The following is an 18,112-nucleotide window of genomic DNA, read 5'->3' as shown; positions in this document are numbered from 1 at the left end:
ATCAGAATTGTCCGCGCAGCGTCACGCCATAGGTGCGCGGTTCGCCCGGGAAACCGACGAACAGCTGGTTCGCGGTGCCCGCCAGCCCCGACGACGCCGGCGCCGCGACGGCGCGGAAGGTGCCGCTGCCCTGGAGCGGCATGTCGGCGCCGATCATGTAATATTGCTTGTTGAAGATATTCTGCGCCCACAGCTCGATGCCCCAGCGGCGTTCGGCACCGTAGAGGCCGAGGCGGCCGTTGAAGACCGCGAAGCCGTCCTGGATCTTTTCGACGTCGAGATCCGATCCGGTGTTGGTGTCGCTTTGCAGGCGGGTGTCGAGATAGACGAGCCCGGTCAGCCCCGAACTGCCGATCGGCGGGGTCCAGCTGATCCCCGCGGTTGCGACATATTTCGCCGCATTGGATACGCCGCGGCCGGGCAGCTGGAACAGCACCGGCGACAGCGGGCGGCCGCCCGTGCCGACGAGGTTGCGGCGATAGAGGGTGTCGACATAGGTCAGCCCCATGTTGATCGACAGGTAGCGCGCCGGGCGCAGGAAGGTCTCGATCTCGATCCCCTGCGCACGCACCCCGGGTTTCAGCCGGTCGGGGGCACAGGCACCCGTTGCGGCCGACCCGTCGCTGTCGGCGCCGTTCAGGTCGTCCTTGCACGCCTGGATGTTGGTGACCTCGAAATTGACGCCGTTGAAGGTGTTGAGCTGGTAGTTGCTATATTCCTGATAGAAGGCGGCGAGGTTCACGTCGAAGCCGGGGCCGTCATATTTGATCCCGAATTCATAGGCGTCGACCTTTTCACTCGCGAACTGCAGGTCGCTCGCTTCGGGCCGGCCGTTGCCCGGGGTGTTGGCGGGCAGCGCGAGCCGCGCGGCGCAGGCGGTGTCGAAGGTCGTGTTGCACGTCCGGTCGAGCGCCGAGAAGTCGAGGTTGAAGCCTCCCGCCTTGTAGCCCTTCGACGCCGAGCCGTAGACGAGCAGCTCGTCGGTCGGTTTCCAGCTGAGCACCGCGGTGCCGGTCCATTCATTGTCCTTGAACTTGGTACCGGCGCTGCCGCGCGGCAGGTCGGGGGCGGTGCCGTTGATCACGCAGGGCAGCGAAGCGAGCGACTGGAACGGCGAATTGACGATCAGCGAACAGATGCCGTTGTTGAAATTGGCATCGGCGTCGAGCGTCTTGCGTTCGCTGGTGTAGCGCGCGCCGACGGTGAGCGTCAGCCGGTCGGGGATGATGTCGAAGCTGTTGTGGGTGAAGATCGCGAAGTTGCGGCTCTTCTGGTCGAAGGTCGATCCCGCGTTGCCGGTGCCGTTGATCGCGAGGTTCGGCTGGCCGAGCGCCGCGGCGAGCGAGCCGAAGCCCGGCCGCGCGGGGTTGGCGATCAGCGCCGACAGGAGCGGGATCGATGCGCGTCGCGGATCGCCGACGGGGAGCGCCGACAGGCCCGCGATCGTTCCCTGCACCACCGGCACATTGACGCAGTGCGCGTTGCCCGGCAGCACCGCCGTCGGCAGCGCCTGTGCGAAGAGCAGGCAGTTGGCGAATTTCTCGTAATTGGCGCCGTAGACGATGTCGTCGTCGACATCGAGCCGCTCGTTGGCGTAATAGCCGCCGATCAGCCAGTCGAGCCGTCCGTCGAACGCTTCGCCCTGCAGCCTGAGTTCCTGCGTGAACAGGCGGAAACGACGGTCGAGATCGGTGCGCCGCAAGATGTCGAGCGCGCTGAAATCGGCGTCCTGCCCCTGTGCATTCTTGTAGTCGCGATAGGCGGTGATCGAGGTCAGCGATGCGCCGCCGAGGTCCCAGGTCAGCTCGCCCGACACGCCCCAGTCCTTGGTGTCCGAACGATAGTCGACCCCGGGGGTCGTCGCCTGCTGGCGGATGAAGCTGGTGCCGGCGGGGGCGACCTGATGGTTTGCGCCGATCGCCTGAAGCAGCGGCAGCAGCGTGTTCGCCGACGCGACGGGGAAGCCGTCGGGGCCGCGCGACAGGTTGCGCACGGGGTTGAGCAGGATGCCGCCGCAGCAGTTTTCCTTGCGTTCGCTATAGTCGGCGATCAGGCGGAATTTGAGCGCGTCGCTGGGTTCGAACAGCAATTGTCCGCGCACCAGCCAGCGGTCGCGGTCGTTGATGTCGGCTTCGCCCGGCGTGACATTCTTGAGGAAGCCGTCGCGCTGTTGCCAGACGCCGTCGATGCGCACCGCCGCGGTTTCGCCGAGCGGCGCGTTGATCATGCCGTCGACGCGCCAATAATCATAATTGCCGTAGGAGATCGATCCCTTGCCGGCGAAGCCGTTGAGGTCGGGTCCCTTGGTGACGATGTTGATCAGCCCTGCGGTCGAGTTGCGGCCGAACAGCGTGCCCTGCGGGCCGCGCAGCACCTCGACACGCTCGATGTCGCCGAGTTCGGAGAGGCCGACCCCGGTGCGGCTGCGATAGACGCCGTCGATGAACAGGCCGACCGAGGATTCGAGGCCGGGGTTTTCGCCGACCGTGCCGATGCCGCGGATGCGTGCGGTGAAATTGACCTCGCTCGTCGCGCCCGAGACGAGCAGCGACGGGGCGACCTGGCCGAGCGCGCGGACGTCGGTGGCGCCAGTTTTTTCGAGCGTGTCGCCCGAGACGGCGGAGACCGCGATCGGCACGTCCGACAGGAGCTCGCTGCGCCGTGTCGCGGTGACGATGATCGTGTCGTCGTCGGTCGTCGCCGTCGGCGGCGCCGCGTCCTGCGCCCAGGCCGGCATCGCCAGCAGGGCCGCCGTCAGGGCAATGCCCTGCGCGCTGCAACGTACGACGGACGCAATTCTCCTCTCACCATTTTTCATTGTATTCCTCCCACCAGGCTCTTTTTATTCTCAGCGATGATAACTGATTTTTGTAAAACCACCATAGCAGAAAACCGCCCGTATCACGAGGGATACGGGCGGTTCCGAAGCCTCTGAAAAGAGGAGCTTTGGCTGTTTAGAACTTGCCGCGCAGGGTCACGCCATAGGTGCGCGGTTCGGCAAGGAACATCGAGAAGATCTGGCGGCCGCCCGGATATTGCGGGTCAGCAAAGGCGGTGCCGGTCGAGGTCGCCCCCTCCTGGAACGGCGAGTTGAACGCGACCTGCGAATATTGCTTGTTGAAGATATTCTGCGCCCAGAGCTCGATGCCCCACTTCTCGTCGCGGCCGCGCAGGCCGAGACGCGCGTTGAAGATGGCGTAGCCGTCCTGTTCCTTTTGCGGGAAGAGGTCCGAGCCGGTGTTGTAGTCGCTGGTCATGCGGCCATCGATGTAGACGAGGCCGGTGAGCCCGCTGCTGCCGATCTCCGGGGTCCAGGCGACGCTGCCGGTCGCGACCAGTTCGGGCGCGTTCGACATGTTGTTGCCGGGGAGCAGGCGCAGCGCCTGGTCGAGCGGCGTGCCCGTCTTGGTCCCGACCAGATTGCTGCGATATTTGGTCTTCGCATAGGTCAGCCCCGCGGTCATGCGGAAGTCGGGCGCGGGCGCCAGCGAAGCTTCGAGTTCGAAGCCTTCCGAGCGCACGCCCCAGCCCACCTTGTCGGTCGCGCACGCGCCGGTCGCGCCGGCACCGGCGTTGTAATTGGGCGCGCCGGGGAATTTGCTCTGGTCGCGGTCGCCGCCCGCCAGATCAGCCTCGCAGCCGTTGATGTTCTGGACGAGGAAGACCGTGCCGTTGAAGGTGTTCAGCTGGAAATTCTCGAAGTCCGAGCGGAACAGCGTCAGGCCGAGGCTGAACGGACCGGTCGCATATTTGGCGCCGATTTCGTAGCTGTTGACCAGTTCGGGATCGAACTGCAGCTTGCCGACCAGCCCCTGCGCGCCGCCGACCGCGGCGAAGGTCGAGCTGGGGTTCGCGCCGGTGATCACCGGATTCTTCAGCGCCGACCGGTCGAGGTTGAAGCCGCCGGCCTTGTAGCCGCGTGAATAGCTCGCATAGACCATCAGGTCGTCGACCGGCTTGTACGACAGGATCGCGGTGCCGGTGAACTCGTCCTCGCTGCGCTGGTCGTTGATCGACACGCCGTTGAGTTCGGCGGTCGAATTGCCCTGGCAGCTCAGCCCGAGGATGCCCGCGACGAGCGGTTGCAGCGCCGCGTTGGCGAGCAGCCCGCCGATTGCGGCCTGGTTCGCGGTACAGATCGTGTTGTCGTTGGTGAAGCTGGCGGCGAACTTCTTCTTGTCGTGGGTGTAACGCACGCCGAAGGTGAAATCGAGCCGGTCGGTGATGTGGAAGATGTTGTGCGTGAACAGCGCCCAGTTGGTGCCGTTCTGGCGATACTGGTCGTCGATCGAGCCCTTGTCGCTGAGCGTGCTCAACCGGTCGATCGCGCCGAGCAGCAGCGGGGTTGCCGCGCCGAACTGGCCGGCGCCGCCGTTCGCAGCTAGCAGGCCCGCGCGGCCCGCGGGGCTGAGACAGCCCGGCTGGGTCGGGCCGTAGGCGAAGGCGAAGCTGCCCGAAACGAGACGGCACGCCGCGAACTGGCCATATTCGGTACCGAAGCGCAGATTGTCGCGCACCGTCAGCTTTTCATTGGCGTAGAAGCCGCCGACGAGCCAGTCGAGCTTGCCGTCGAACGCCTCGCCCTGGAGGCGCAGTTCCTGCGTGAAGGTGTGGAACTGGCGATAGGCGTTGTCGCTGGGCGCGCGATAGAGGATGTCGACCGCGCCATAATCGAGGTCGCCGGCCTGTCCCGAGCGATATTCGCGGTAACCGGTGATCGAGGTCAGCTTGGCGCCGCCGAAATCATAGTCGATCTGGCCCGAGAAGCCGTAATCCTTGGTCTCGCCCGCGAAGCTGCGTCCCGGCGTGACCGAGATGTTGCGGTCGAAGCCCTGGTTGAAGGCGCCGATCGGCTGGCCGAGGTCGCGCAGCACGGTGATGATGTTGTTGGCGTTGGCGGGGATCGGCGCGCCCGGCGGCAGCGGCAGCGGCGACGGATTGTTGAGGTTGCCGATCGTCGGGTTGACGCTGTTGTCGATATAGATGGCGCCGCAGCATTTCTCGTCGCGATAGGTATAGTCGGCGATCAGCCGGATCGACAGCGCGTCGGTCGGTTCGAAGAGCAACTGCCCGCGCAGGAAATAGCGGTCGCGGTTGTTGACGTCGGTGTTGTTCGTCGCGTCGCGCAGGAAGCCGTCGCGCTTCACCCACACGCCGTCGAGGCGCGCGGCGATCGTGTCGGTGATCGGCCCGGTGATGCTGCCGCCGAGGCGCCAGTAATCATAGTTGCCGTAGGTCACCTCGCCGGTCGCGCCGAACTGGAATTCGGGTTTTTTCGAATAGACGCTGATCAGGCCCGCCGACGAGTTGCGGCCGCCGAGCGTGCCCTGCGGGCCGCGCTGCACCTCGACGCGGTCGATCTCGCCGAGTTCGTTGAGGCCGATCCCCGAGCGCGAGCGGTAGACGCCGTCGATGAAGACGGGGACCGAGCTTTCGAGGCCGGGGTTGTCGCCGACGGTGCCGATGCCGCGGATGCGTGCCGAGCCGTTGGCTTCCGAACCCGTCGACGAGACGAACAGCGAGGGGGCAACCTGGTTGAGCTGGCGGATGTCGTTCGCGCCGCTGTTCTGCAGCGCTTCGGCATTCACCGCCGAGATCGCGACCGGCACGTCGGCGAGCCGCTGCGCGCGGCCCTGCGCGGTGACGACGATTTCGCTGTCGGCGCTGTCATCGGCGGCAGCGGCCGTATCCTGCGCGAAGGCGGGGACCGCGACGCTGGTGATCGCCAGCGAGACGCCGAGCGCGCTCGTGCGCAGAAGGCGGGCAGCACAAAGGGTATGGGATTTCATATCGGGCACTCCTCTCAACATTTCGTTGTTATTATCGGGGTGCATTCTTACGCATTATAACAGGCTGATCCAGCCGAGGCGGCGCTTTCGCGGCAGGTTTTTGGCGAGTGCGGCTTTTGGGTCACAGGCTGTAAAGTGCCCGTTTTTGCGGGTTTAGCCGCGGCGCCGCATTGCCGTAGCGTCATCGGCGGGCGTCGCGCGGCACGGCAGCGAGAGCAATTTGTCCCCCGCGGCGAGCATCGCGTGATAGTCGCCGGCGAAATTGGCCGCGATCGCCCGGTCGGTCACGTCGAGCCCGCCCGTCAGGCTGCCGAAGGCGGGCAGGATCAGCCGCCGGGCATCGCCCGCGAGGCAGGGCCGCGACACGGGGCGCCCGCGCAGGTTCACCCGCAGCTTGGGATGATAATGGCCGGAAATCTCGGGGCGGGTGTCGCCCGGGTCGCACTGGTGGCGAAAGACGATGCCGTCGACGACCATCTCGTCGGCGACGGTGCCGCCCCACGCGCCGCCGGCGAGCCCGTCGTGATTGCCCGCGATCCACACGAGCTTCGCGGCGCCTGCCTGCCGGTGCAGCCGTTCGGCGACCGCGGGGGCGATGCGTTCGGACGCGGCGCGGTCGTGGAAGCTGTCGCCGAGGCACCAGATCGCCTCGGCGTGCAGCCGGTCCGCCAGCGTCGCCAGCCGGTCGAGCGTGTCGTGGCTGTCATAGGGCGGCAGCGGCTGGCCGTGCGCGGCGTACCAGCTCGCCTTTTCGAGGTGCAGGTCGGCGACGATCAGCGCGCGGTGGCGCGGCCAGAACAGCGCGCGTTCGGCGAGCAGGGCAAAGCGGTGACCGGCAAAGTCGAACGTCGGCGTGGCGGGCATGGCGGCGCTATGGCGGCTGCGCCGGCGTGCGTCTAGCTCCCGCGCCGCGTTTCGTTGGCGGCGTAGCGCTGGCCCGTGCTCCGGCTGGCGCCGCTGGGCAGCTCGAACACGACGCGCTTGTTCGGGAAATCGATCTCGACCCGGTCGAACAGCGCGAGGCTGTCCATCCCGAGCAGCAGCGCGGGCCGCTTTTCGAGCCCCAGCGCGCGAAAGGCCTGGCTGTCGGCGAAGGACACGGGCAGGTCGTTGACCTCGGCCCCGTTGATCTTGATCTGGCGGATCGCGGTGCGCGTCGCGGGTACCGCTTCGCCCGACACCGCGTTGAGGACGGTCGGGAAGAAGGGAAAGCGATGCTGGCGATGCGTCGCGACGAGCCGTTGCAGCGCGAGATTGCCGACGCTGGTCTGCGCGCCGGTGTCGATAATCACGTCGACGCGCCGGCCGTCGATCCGCGCATCCGACAGGATCAGCCGTCCCGCCATGTTGCGCGCGGTGACGACGATTGCATCGTCGTCATCGATGATGGCATGCGCGCGCTTGCGCGTTTCGAGAATGTCCATCGTTTCGCGGCGGAAGTCGATCAGGATGCGGCGGTCGGCAAGCATGTCGACCCCGATCAGTCCCGCCGCTCCGATGTGGCGTCCGGCAAAGGCCGGTGCGTCGAACGGCGCCATGTGCAGGTCGGTCATGCTCAGCGCCGCGACGCGGAAACTCTGCACCTCGGTCGAGCTGCCGATCGTGGCCAGTCGCAGCTTCTGGCCGTGCGCCAGCTCCAGCCGCTCGGCGAGCTCGCTCGCGATCACGGTGCGTTCGGCGCCGGTGTCGACCAGAAAGGAGAAGGGTCCCTGTCCGCCGACCATCACCTTGACCGCCATGCGCCGTGTTGCGTCGAGGTCGAAGGGCTGGATGAAGGGGGTGACCTCGCCCGTCAGTCCCGTTTCGGCGGACGTCGGGGCAGGGGCGGGAACCGCCGGCGGTCCATCGGGCGTCGTCGTCTGTACCAGCGGGCTCGCGGCGATGAGCCAGGGAGCGGCGACCAGCGCCGTCCAGATCATGGGCCGCCTGAGAAGATCGGTCATCGCGGGCATCCTCATTATATTTGCCCGCAGTCTACGCCTCGCGCGCCTTCGCTGCAAGCGGGCGACGCACCGGAAGGCAGCGGCGGTTTCGGGGTTTCGAGACGCTTGCCTTTCCTCGCGGGACGGCGAGCGGCGGCGATGGAAACGGAGCGCGGAGGGGCGCAGGATGCGCCTCCGGTCGCCGGCCCCTAGCCGAAGGCGGCGATCTTTTCCGCCGGGCGCGGGTCGGTGCTGCGCCGGATCGCCTCGTCGAGCTGGGTGAGGGTGAAGGGTTTGCGGAGCACGTCATGGTCCCCGAAACTGGCGATTTCGGAGGCGTCGCCCGCGAAGCCGGTGACGAAAAGCACGGCAAGGTCGGGCCAGCGCTCCTTCAGCGCGGCGACCATTTCGGGGCCCGTCAGTTCGGGCATCAGCACGTCGGACAGGATCAGGTCGAAGCCGTGTTGCTCGACGAGCGCGGCGGCCTCGCGCGGGTCGTCGCACGTGACCGCGCGGTGCCCGAGTTCGGCGACGGCGTCGGCGGTCGCCGCGAGCACGCGCGCGTCGTCCTCGACGATCAGGATGTGGAGCGTTTCGCCGGCGGCTTCGGCCACAGCTGCCGGGGCGGACACGGCTTCGGGTTCGGCCGCGTCGAAATGTTTCGCGACGGGCAGCAGCATCGCGACGCGCGTCCCTTCGCCCTCGGTCGAGGTCACCTGCACCTCGCCGCCCGACTGGCGGCAGAAGGCGAAGACCTGGCTCATGCCCAGCCCGGTGCCCTGGCCCGCGGGCTTGGTGGTATAGAAGGGATCGAAGACGCGCTCGAGCACCGCGGGCGACATGCCGCAGCCGGTGTCGATGACCTGCACCGCCAGCGCCGCCGTCTCCTGTTCCTCGTCGCGCAGCGTACGGATCGTCAGCGCGCCATGGCCCTCCATCGCGTCGCGCGCGTTGACCGCGAGGTTGAGCAGCGCATTTTCGAACTGCTGCCGGTCGAGCCAGCAGGCAAGGTCGCCGGCGCCGAGGTCGAGCGTCAGCGCGATGCGATCGCCGATCGTGCGTTCGATCAGTTCGGCGAACGCGGTGATGCTGTCGTCGACGACGAGCATTTCGGGGCGCGCCGGCTCGGAGCGGGCGAAGGCGAGCAGGCGCCGCGTCAGGTCGGCGGCGCGGTTGGCGCCGTCCATCGCATTGCTCAGGTGGCGCTGCGCCTTTTCGGGAGCGGAGGCAATCACGCGCTGCGCGAGTTCGAGCCCGCCGACGACCACCGCGAGCATGTTGTTGAAGTCGTGCGCGATGCCGCCGGTGAGCTGGCCGACCGCCTCCATCTTCTGCGCCTGACGCAGTTGCGCCTCCGCGGCGGCGCGGTCGGCCATTTCGCTGCGCAGCGCGACGTTCGCCCTGGCGAGTTCGGCGGTGCGCTCCTCGACCGCGGCTTCGAGCAACGTCGCGCGGTCGCTTTCCGCAAGTTGCTCGCGCCGCGCGAGCCGGCGTTCGCCGTCGGCACGGATCAACGAGAAGGTGGCGCCGATGGCGATCACCGCGGCCGCCGCGCCGAGCAGCGAAAAGAGCAGGATCGCCTGGTTGAAGCTGGTGCGGTCCGCCGCAGCGAGCCGGTTGCGATCGCGCAGCAGCGCGCGTTCGTTGCGGATCAGCTCGCTGAGGATGGCATCGATGCGCGAGAGCGCGGCGTCGTGGCCCGCGGCGTTATATTTGGAAATCGCGGCGACGGTCTGCCGGTAGTTGGCGCTCAGCGCGGCGTCGCCGAGCTGCGCGCCGCGGCGGTTGAACTCCTTGGTGAGGTCGGCGACCAGCGCCGCCTGCTTCGGATTGTCGCGGACGTTGCGCGTCAGCAGCCGCAGATATTGCTGCGCGATCCCCCATTGCTGCTGGAAGACGCGCCCGTCCTCCTTTTGCAGCCCGACCGCGAAGCGGCCGAGCGCCGCCTCGGCGCGAGCGATCGACGCGTCGAGCGAGCGCGTCTGCGAGATGATCTCGAGGCTGTGCGCCTGCCACGCGAGCGAGCGGTCGTAATTGTCGTTGGTGCGCACGAGCAGCGTGACGAGTGCGACGACGATGCTCGTCAGGATCACCCCGACGCCGACGGTCAGCCAGAAGCGGACGCGGTCGCGCCGGCTTTCATTTTCGCTGTCGAATTCCCTCTCGAACACGGGGGCGTTGTACCGGACATGGACGGCCGGGCAAAGCCGCGAACGAGTCGCGGCGCGCGGGCCGCTTCAACTCGTCGCGAAAAGGAATCCGCTGGTCGGCGGACGCCGGTGCCTCAGCCGATGATGCCGACGCGCTTGCCCGCGCGTTCGAAGCGGCCGAGAATCTCGCCGACCTGGTCGCTCGAATGCTCGGCGCAGAGCGAGCAGCGCAGCAGGGTCATGCCCGCGGGGGTTGCCGGCGGCCGCGCGAGATTGACGTAGAGCCCCTCTTCGAGAAGCGCCTCCCACATCATCGCGCCCTTTTCGAGGTCGGGCATGATCACCGCGATGATCGCCGACTGCGGCTCGTCGGTGCCGAGGGTGAAGCCGAGAGCCCGAAGTCCCTTGTGCAGGTCCTTCGAATTTTCCCACAGATGCGCGCGCTTGTTCGACCCGTGCATCAGCTTGCGGATGCTCGTCGCCGCGGTCGCGACGACGCTGGGGGGCAGCGAGGCGGTGAAGACATAGGGACGGCAGACGAGCCGCAAAATTTCGAACTTCGGGTGGTTCGACACGCAGAAACCGCCGACCGTGCCGACGCTCTTGCTGAAGGTGCCGATGATGAAGTCGACGTCGTCGATGACGCCCTGCGCCTCGGCGACGCCGCGGCCATGTTCGCCGATGAAGCCCATCGAATGCGCTTCGTCGACGAGGACCATCGCGCCATTTTCCTTGGCGATGCGGACCATTTCCTTGAGCGGCGCGATGTCGCCGAGCATCGAATAGACGCCTTCGAGCACGACGAGCTTGCCGGCATCGGCGGGCAGGCGCTTCAGGCGCTTTTCGAGTGCGTCGATATCATTGTGGCGAAAGGCGACGATCTCGGCGTCGCCCATCTTGCAGCCGTCGTAGATCGAGGCATGGCTGTCGATGTCGAGGATGACATAGTCACCCTTGCCCGCGATCGTCGAAATGATGCCGAGGTTGGCCTGGTATCCGGTCGAGAACACCATGGCATGGTCCATGGCGTAAAATTCCTTGAGCGCGTCCTCGCACTCCTTGTGGCCCTGATAGGTGCCGTTGAGCACGCGGCTGCCGGTGGTGCCGCTGCCGAACTTGTCGAGCGCGTCCTTGCCCGCGGCGATGACGTCCTCGTCGAAGGTCATGCCCATATAATTGTAGGTGCCGAGCAGGATCGTCTCGCGCCCGTTGCAGATCGCGACGGTGGGGGAGACCACTTTTTCCATGACGAGGCTGAACGGATCGGTGACGCCGGTGGCGAGAAGGTCGGCGCGCTGCTGGATCAGCGGATCGAATTTCGAGAAAAGGTCGGTCATCTTGGGTTCTTCCATGTTCCCCGGCGAAAGCCGGGGTCCAGATATGTTGCGCGGCTCCGCATGGACCCCGGCTTTCGCCGGGGATCACGACAGCCTCAGCCCTGCAGCTTCTCGACAGCGGCGATCAGCTGGCCGACGGTTTCGATCTCGGCCTGCATGTTCATCGTGATGATGATGTCGAAGGTGTCCTCGACCTCGGCGACGAAGTCCATCACGGTCAGGCTGTCCCATTCGAGGTCGCCGGCAAAGGTGGTCGCGTCGGTCAATTCGACGCCTTTCTTGTTGAAAGGCTCGATCAGGCCGTGAATCTGGTCGCGCAGCGCGGTGCTCATGATGATGTCCCGTCAAGGTAAGAAACTTGCGCGCGGGCATGCCGCGCCACCGCCCGCTTGGCAAGCGAATGCGGCGGCAATCGGGCAGCATCTTGCCGCAATCCGGCGAACATGCCATCGCTGGGGCGGGTCGCACCAACAGCAGCGTGGCAGGGGACGGCTATGAGCGACGACGCGAACGAAACGAAGGCGACGGTGCCGCCGCCCGCGATCAGCTTTCCGCCCAATGCGGTGCATCTGGTGCGGACCAACCAGCAGCTCACGATGAACCTGTCGCAGATGGCGGACCAGAAGGCGTCGATCCTGATGGGCGCGACCTTCGTCGTCTTCACGCTGGCGATCGGGCAGGCGCGCGCGGGGGCAGGGGCGCTCGCGGTGCCGCTGGCGATCCTCGCGACCTTTTCCTTCCTGTCGGCGCTGCTCGCGATCTCGGCGGTGCTGCCGCGCGTCGGCAAGGCGCCGCCGATCGTCTACAGGGACGGCAAGGACCACAGCAACATCCTCTTCTTCGGCCGCTTCGCGCAGATGGAGGAGCAGGAGTTCATCGATGCGGTGAAGGCGCGGCTCCGGACCGAGGAGGATCTCTACGAGACGATGCTGCGCGATACCTACCAGAACGGCATCGTGCTCGCGCGGCGCAAATATCGCTATCTCGCCTATGCCTACCGGTTGTTCGTCATCGGGCTCACGCTGACCTTCATTGCCTTCGCGGTCGAGATGGCGATGCTGTGGACAGGCTAGGCGCGGTGCGTCGGGCCGCGCGGGCACGCGCGGGCGGCGTTGTTGCCATTTTGCCACCGCGGCGCCTGAAATGGCGCGATCGCAACGACCGGGATTGAACCGGGCGCGGTCCGCGCCTAACCGGGCCGGCTATGCTTCAGCAGGCCTCCACCCTGACCGCGGACGTTCCGTCGGGTCTTCGCGACGAGTTTCGCGCGACGCTCGCGCTCGCCTGGCCGCTGGCGGCGGCGAACCTGCTCCAGATGCTCGTCCATGCGATCGACGTGATCTTCGTCGCACGGCTCGGCGACGCCGCGCTCGCCGCCTCGTCGCTCGGTGTCGCGATCTTCGGGCTTTTGCTGTGGACCGGCAGCGGGCTGGTCGGCGCGGTCGCGCCGCTGATCGCCGCCGAACTCGGGCGCCGCAAGCATGCGGTGCGCGAGGTGCGGCGCTCGGTGCGCATGGCGCTGTGGCTCGGCCTGCTGATATCGATCGCCTTCATGGGCATTTGCGTCGCGGGCGGGCCGATCATGCTCGCGACCGGGCAGCCGCCCGAAACCGCGGCGCGCGCCGCGGGGTTCCTGCTCATCCTGATGTGGGGCATGTTCCCGATGATCGCCGCGGCGGTGCTGCGCATCTTCGTGTCGGCGCTCGGCCGGCCGAAGATCGCGACCGCGATCACCTTCCTCGCGCTCGGCGCCAACGCGCTCGGCAACTGGACGCTCGTTTTCGGCAACCTCGGCATGCCCGCGCTCGGCTTTCACGGCTCGGCGCTGTCGAGCGTGCTGACGAGCGTGCTGATGCTGCTCGCCTATGTCGTCGTGATCCAGTTCGACCGGCGGTTGCGGCGCTATCATCTGTTCGGGAAATGGTGGCGTCCCGAATGGACGCGCTTCTTCGAAATGCTGCGCATCGGCACCCCGATCAGCCTGACCATCCTCGCCGAGGCGGGGCTGTTCACCGGCGCCGCCTTCCTGATGGGGCGGATCGGCGAGACCGAACTGGCGGGGCACACGATCGCGCTGCAGGTCGCGGCGCTGGCCTTCCAGATTCCCTTCGGGGTCGCGCAGGCGGCGACGATCCGCGTCGGGCTCGCCTATGGCGCGCGCGACCATCGCGGCATCGGCCACGCGGGCACCGCCGCGATGATCCTCGGCATCGGCTTCATGGGCGTCACCGCGACGATCATGTGGCTGTTCCCCGCGCTCGTGCTGTCGATCTATGTCGACGTCGACGCGGCGCGCAACGCGGCGCTGGTCGGTTTCGCGATGCAGTTCCTCGTGGTCGCCGCCGCGTTCCAGCTGTTCGACGGGGCGCAGGCGGTCGCGGCGGGCGCGCTGCGCGGGCTTCAGGACACGCGCACCCCCATGGTCATCGCGATCTGCGGTTACTGGATCGCGGGTTACGGCACCGCCATCTACCTCGGCTTCTGGACCCCGCTCGCCGGGGTCGGGGTCTGGATCGGGCTCGCGGTCGGGCTCATCGTCGTCGCCGGCCTGCTGCTGTGGCGCTGGTCGCGCCGCCGCACCCTGGGGCTGCTGCCCTGAGGCGCGGCCGCGCTATTTGCACAGCTCCTGCGCATATTTATAGTCGGGGCGCGACCACCACGCCGCTTCCATCACCGCGCTGTCGCCCCAATGGCCGATGTGAAAGATGCGCGGACCGCCCGCGTACATTTCGGGTCCGGCGTAGACGGCCTCGCCGATGATCGCCTTCTGGGGCTTGCCGAACTCCTTGACCCAGCCCTCCATCGCATCGCGGAAGGCGTCGGATTCGGGATAGGAGGAGGCATAGACCTTCAGCGAAAAGCCATAGGGTTCGGTGACCTCGTCATTCTTGAAGGCGTAGCGATAGCTGACCTCGAACAGCTCGCCTTCGGCCACCAGCTCGACATAATGGGTGATGTCGCCGTCGCCGTCGGTCTTGCTTTCGCGCTTCTCCTCGGCCGCGGGCATTTTTTCGAGCGGGAAGGCGGCGATCGCGGCGGCGGGGTCGAAGTTCGCCCCGGTCAGCGAGGCGCAGAACCATTTCGATATCGGCGCCCTGGGCTTCGCCTCGGCGGTCCCCGGAAGGGCCAGCCCGCCCGCCAGCATCGCCGCCGCAAGCAGCATCCGGCCCTTTGCGCCGGCCATCGCATCGATCGTCATGGTCCCCTCCCGCTATTTCTTCAAAAGCCTGAACCCCAGTTTCTTGCCCGTCCCCTCGGCCGGAAATTCGTGTCGTGCCAGCAGATCCTCGGCCGCACCGTCATAGGCCGCGCCCATCGCGGTGCGCACCCCGCATGCGGCCGAGGCGCCCGCGCAGCTCGCCGTCCATTCGAGGATCTTGCCGACATAGGCTGGCTGGCCCGGCGGCTCGGTCGCGGTGTCGACGCGCGGCAGGCGGCGGTTCGCGGTGCGCGGTCCCTTGGCAAAGGGGGCGAAGACCGCCTGCCATTCGTCGGCGGTCGGCAGCTCCCACGTCTCGCCGGTGCGCTGCGACAGCCAGGCGGCATAGTCGGCGGCGCCCGCCCAGCTGACGCCGACCATCGGCTGGTTCGGTTCGGCAAGCGCGTCCTCCGCCGCGCTGCATCCCGCTTCCTCGACGCAGAGCCGATATTGCGCCTGCGTGACCGGATAGCGGCCGACGACCAGTCCCGCCGCGCTCACGGTTTCGGGCGGCGCGAAGGTCGCGGCGGCGGATGCCGGACCCTTTTCGCGGCCGGGCAGTGCGGCCGCCACCGGCGATGGCGGCGGTGCCGTCGCGGCGGTGGCGTCGCAGCCGCCGAAGCAGAAGAAGCCCGACAGGCCGACGCGATAGTCGGGGCGCTGCAACCCGTCGGTCAGCGCCAGCGTGCTCGACGTCACGCGGTTGAACAGCAACTCGACCGGAACCTTGGGCTGTTTGAGCTCGCGCGACAGCGCGATGGCATAAGGCGAATTGCCGCCGTCGCCGTCGAGCGCCGCGGTGCCCGGCGACGCGGCGAAGGCGATCAGGCTGTTCGCGGTGTTGGGGACGTCGGCCAGCCCCTTCGGCCGCGACCCGCTGCGCGTCCGCCCGTCGAGCGGATTGAGCCGGCACGCGTCGAGGATCAGGATGTTGGCGATGCCGCCGAGCGACCGGCGCGCGAGTCCGAACGAGTCGAGCAGATGGTTCAGTGAGACATATTTCTGGCTCAATATCTTCTCGCGCCCGGCGCCCGCCGCATTCTCCACCTCGAGGAAGGAGGCGCCGTTGACGGGGACGACGTAATTGACGCCGTCGACCTGGATGCCGTGGCCCGAATAATAGATGAGCGCGATCGAATTTTCGGGCAGCGCGCTCGAAATCGCGGCGAAGTCGGCGAGCCGTTTCTGCAAGGCGTCGCGCGGCAGGTTGATCGCGGGGACCTGGACCTCGAAGCCGACCCCCGTCAGCGTTTCGCGCAGCAGCCGCGCATCGTTCACCGGGTTTTTGAGCGCCGGCCATTCGGCGCTCTGATAGGTCGAATTGGCGATGATCAGCGCGATCTTCTTCGGCGGCGCAACCGGCTCCGCACCGCTGCGCGCGGGCAGCAGGCAGAGCAGCAAAAGGCCGATCAGCCCCAGGATCGGACGACTCGCGGTCATGCGCCGACTGTGCGTCGTCGGCCGCGGGGGCGCAACGCGGAAAAATGTAGGGGTGGAGGGGCGGGTGTGCCTCCGAATCGGGCGGTCACCCTGCGCCGCTTCCGGACCGCCGCAAAAAACTTGTGCCGGCCCGCTTGACGCTCTTGGGGGTGCCACCCATATGGCCGCCTGTTAGCACTCGCACCCCGTGAGTGCTAAGCGACATCATTTGCATTTCTGGAGGGATATCCATGCAATTTCGTCCGCTGCACGACCGCGTGCTCGTCCGCCGTATCGAAGCCGAAGAAAAGACGGCTGGCGGCATCATCATCCCCGACACCGCCAAGGAAAAGCCGCAGGAAGGCGAAGTCGTCTCGGTCGGCGAAGGCGCCCGTGACGAGGACGGCGACCGCATTCCGCTCGACGTCAAGGCCGGCGACCGCATCCTGTTCGGCAAATGGTCGGGCACCGAGGTCAAGGTCGACGGCGAAGAGCTGCTGATCATGAAGGAATCGGACATCCTCGGCATCATCGCCTGAGTCCGTCCAACGATTTGAGAGTGAAGTTGCGCAGTTTTCTGCGCCTTTGAAAGGAATGAGCCAATGGCTGCCAAGGACGTAAAATTTTCGCGCGACGCGCGCGAGCGCATCCTGAAGGGCGTCGACATCCTCGCCGACGCCGTCAAGGTCACGCTGGGCCCCAAGGGCCGCAACGTCGTGATCGACAAGAGCTTCGGCGCCCCCCGCATCACCAAGGACGGCGTCAGCGTCGCCAAGGAAATCGAACTCAAGGACAAGTTCGAGAACATGGGCGCGCAGATGCTGCGCGAAGTCGCCTCGAAGGCGAACGACAAGGCCGGTGACGGCACCACCACCGCGACCGTCCTCGCCCAGGCGATCGTTCGCGAAGGCATGAAGTCGGTTGCCGCCGGCATGAACCCGATGGACCTGAAGCGCGGTATCGACCTCGCGGTCACCAAGGTCGTCGAAGACCTCAAGGGCCGTTCGACCCCGGTCGCGGGCACCTCGGAAATCGCGCAGGTCGGCATCATCTCGGCCAACGGTGACACCGAAGTCGGCGAGAAGATCGCCGAAGCGATGGAAAAGGTCGGCAAGGAAGGCGTGATCACCGTCGAGGAAGCCAAGGGCCTCGAGTTCGAACTCGACGTCGTCGAGGGCATGCAGTTCGACCGTGGTTATCTGTCGCCCTACTTCATCACCAACCCCGAGAAGATGGTCGTCGAACTCGCCGACCCGTACATCCTGATCTTCGAAAAGAAGCTGTCGAACCTCCAGTCGATGCTTCCGATCCTCGAAGCGGTTGTGCAGTCGGGTCGTCCGCTGCTGATCATCGCCGAGGACATCGAAGGCGAAGCGCTCGCGACCCTCGTCGTGAACCGTCTGCGCGGCGGCCTGAAGGTCGCGGCCGTCAAGGCGCCGGGCTTCGGCGATCGCCGCAAGGCGATGCTGCAGGACATCGCGATCCTGACCGCCGGCGAAATGATCAGCGAAGACCTGGGCATCAAGCTCGAGTCGGTCACGCTGAACATGCTCGGCCAGGCCAAGCGCGTCACCATCGACAAGGACAACACGACCATCGTCGACGGTGCGGGTGAAGCCGATGCGATCAAGGGCCGCGTCGAACAGATCCGCGCGCAGATCGAAACCACGACCAGCGACTACGACCGTGAAAAGCTGCAGGAACGACTGGCGAAGCTCGCCGGCGGCGTTGCGGTGATCAAGGTCGGCGGTGCGACCGAGGTCGAGGTGAAGGAACGCAAGGATCGCGTCGACGACGCGCTGCACGCGACCCGCGCCGCGGTCGAGGAAGGCATCGTCCCCGGTGGCGGTACCGCGCTCCTTTACGCGACCAAGGCCCTCGACGGCCTGAAGGGCGCCAACGACGACCAGACCCGCGGCATCGACATCGTCCGCAAGGCGATCGAAGCGCCGCTGCGCCAGATCGCGGCCAACGCCGGCCACGACGGTGCGGTTGTCGCCGGCAACCTGCTGCGTGAAAACAACCAGGATCAGGGCTTCAACGCCGCGACCGACACTTATGAGAACCTGAAGGCCTCGGGCGTCATCGACCCGACCAAGGTCGTGCGCACCGCGCTTCAGGACGCTGCGTCGGTTTCGGGCCTGCTGATCACCACCGAAGCGGCGGTGAGCGAGCTGCCCGAAGACAAGCCGGCAATGCCGATGGGCGGCGGCGGCATGGGCGGCATGGGCGGCATGGACTTCTAAGTCCGCGCCATCCAGGCCATCCAGCGCAAGCTGACAGGAAGGGCCGGCGG

13 protein-coding genes are annotated in these 18,112 nt (G+C 66.9%); 4 read left to right on the top strand and 9 right to left on the bottom strand.

Annotated features, from left to right (window positions below):
• Nucleotide 1 precedes the first annotated feature (1 nt).
• The 7 genes from EAO27_RS14690 to EAO27_RS14660 all read right to left on the bottom strand — a co-directional run bounded on the left by EAO27_RS14690 (nucleotide 2) and on the right by EAO27_RS14660 (nucleotide 11,530).
• Nucleotides 2-2,818 (bottom strand): TonB-dependent receptor, encoded by a 2,817-nt coding sequence (locus tag EAO27_RS14690; protein WP_242770983.1) that lies wholly within the window; start codon nucleotides 2,816-2,818, stop codon nucleotides 2-4.
• A 136-nt stretch (nucleotides 2,819-2,954) separates the two neighbouring features.
• Entirely contained in the window at nucleotides 2,955-5,789 is a 2,835-nt protein-coding gene (locus tag EAO27_RS14685; RefSeq protein WP_242770981.1) for a TonB-dependent receptor, read from the bottom strand.
• 153 nt (nucleotides 5,790-5,942) lie between these two features.
• Nucleotides 5,943-6,653, bottom strand: coding sequence for a ligase-associated DNA damage response endonuclease PdeM (pdeM, locus tag EAO27_RS14680; protein ID WP_242770979.1), 711 nt, complete (start codon nucleotides 6,651-6,653; stop codon nucleotides 5,943-5,945).
• 32 nt (nucleotides 6,654-6,685) lie between these two features.
• A complete protein-coding gene (locus EAO27_RS14675) occupies nucleotides 6,686-7,732 on the bottom strand; it encodes a retroviral-like aspartic protease family protein (RefSeq protein ID WP_242770977.1) in 1,047 nt (348 codons plus the stop codon).
• A gap of 188 nt (nucleotides 7,733-7,920) precedes the next feature.
• The gene (locus EAO27_RS14670; protein WP_242770975.1) at nucleotides 7,921-9,882 is read right to left on the bottom strand and encodes an ATP-binding protein; all 1,962 of its coding nucleotides are present in this window, start codon (nucleotides 9,880-9,882) and stop codon (nucleotides 7,921-7,923) included.
• Nucleotides 9,883-9,995: 113 nt separating this feature from the next.
• Nucleotides 9,996-11,198, bottom strand: coding sequence for an aminotransferase class I/II-fold pyridoxal phosphate-dependent enzyme (locus EAO27_RS14665; protein ID WP_242770973.1), 1,203 nt, complete (start codon nucleotides 11,196-11,198; stop codon nucleotides 9,996-9,998).
• Nucleotides 11,199-11,293: 95 nt separating this feature from the next.
• Nucleotides 11,294-11,530 (bottom strand): acyl carrier protein, encoded by a 237-nt coding sequence (locus tag EAO27_RS14660; RefSeq protein WP_242770971.1) that lies wholly within the window; start codon nucleotides 11,528-11,530, stop codon nucleotides 11,294-11,296.
• Nucleotides 11,531-11,692: 162 nt separating this feature from the next.
• Between EAO27_RS14660 and EAO27_RS14655 the strand changes: the two genes are divergently transcribed.
• The gene (locus EAO27_RS14655; protein WP_242770969.1) at nucleotides 11,693-12,271 is read left to right on the top strand and encodes a Pycsar system effector family protein; all 579 of its coding nucleotides are present in this window, start codon (nucleotides 11,693-11,695) and stop codon (nucleotides 12,269-12,271) included.
• Nucleotides 12,272-12,402: 131 nt separating this feature from the next.
• Nucleotides 12,403-13,797, top strand: a complete 1,395-nt coding sequence (locus EAO27_RS14650; protein ID WP_242770967.1) for an MATE family efflux transporter — start codon at nucleotides 12,403-12,405, stop codon at nucleotides 13,795-13,797.
• Nucleotides 13,798-13,809: 12 nt separating this feature from the next.
• Here the strand turns inward: EAO27_RS14650 and EAO27_RS14645 are convergent, their stop codons facing one another.
• Together EAO27_RS14645 and EAO27_RS14640 are read right to left on the bottom strand one after the other, a co-directional pair.
• Nucleotides 13,810-14,397 (bottom strand): hypothetical protein, encoded by a 588-nt coding sequence (locus EAO27_RS14645; protein WP_242770965.1) that lies wholly within the window; start codon nucleotides 14,395-14,397, stop codon nucleotides 13,810-13,812.
• Nucleotides 14,398-14,409: 12 nt separating this feature from the next.
• Nucleotides 14,410-15,837 (bottom strand): caspase family protein, encoded by a 1,428-nt coding sequence (locus tag EAO27_RS14640; protein ID WP_242770963.1) that lies wholly within the window; start codon nucleotides 15,835-15,837, stop codon nucleotides 14,410-14,412.
• Nucleotides 15,838-16,067: 230 nt separating this feature from the next.
• Here EAO27_RS14640 and groES point away from each other — a divergent pair, with 230 nt between their 5' ends.
• Complete coding sequence (gene groES / locus EAO27_RS14635; RefSeq protein ID WP_242770961.1) at nucleotides 16,068-16,355, top strand: co-chaperone GroES; 288 nt, start codon at nucleotides 16,068-16,070, stop codon at nucleotides 16,353-16,355.
• A gap of 63 nt (nucleotides 16,356-16,418) precedes the next feature.
• Nucleotides 16,419-18,062, top strand: a complete 1,644-nt coding sequence (groL, locus tag EAO27_RS14630; RefSeq protein ID WP_242770959.1) for a chaperonin GroEL — start codon at nucleotides 16,419-16,421, stop codon at nucleotides 18,060-18,062.
• Nucleotides 18,063-18,112: the final 50 nt, after the last annotated feature.

It is taken from the genome of Sphingopyxis sp. YF1 (genome assembly GCF_022701295.1).
Lineage (GTDB): Bacteria > Pseudomonadota > Alphaproteobacteria > Sphingomonadales > Sphingomonadaceae > Sphingopyxis.
Note: the sequence above shows the minus strand (reverse complement) of the source record. Positions and strands in the feature narration are given on the sequence as shown.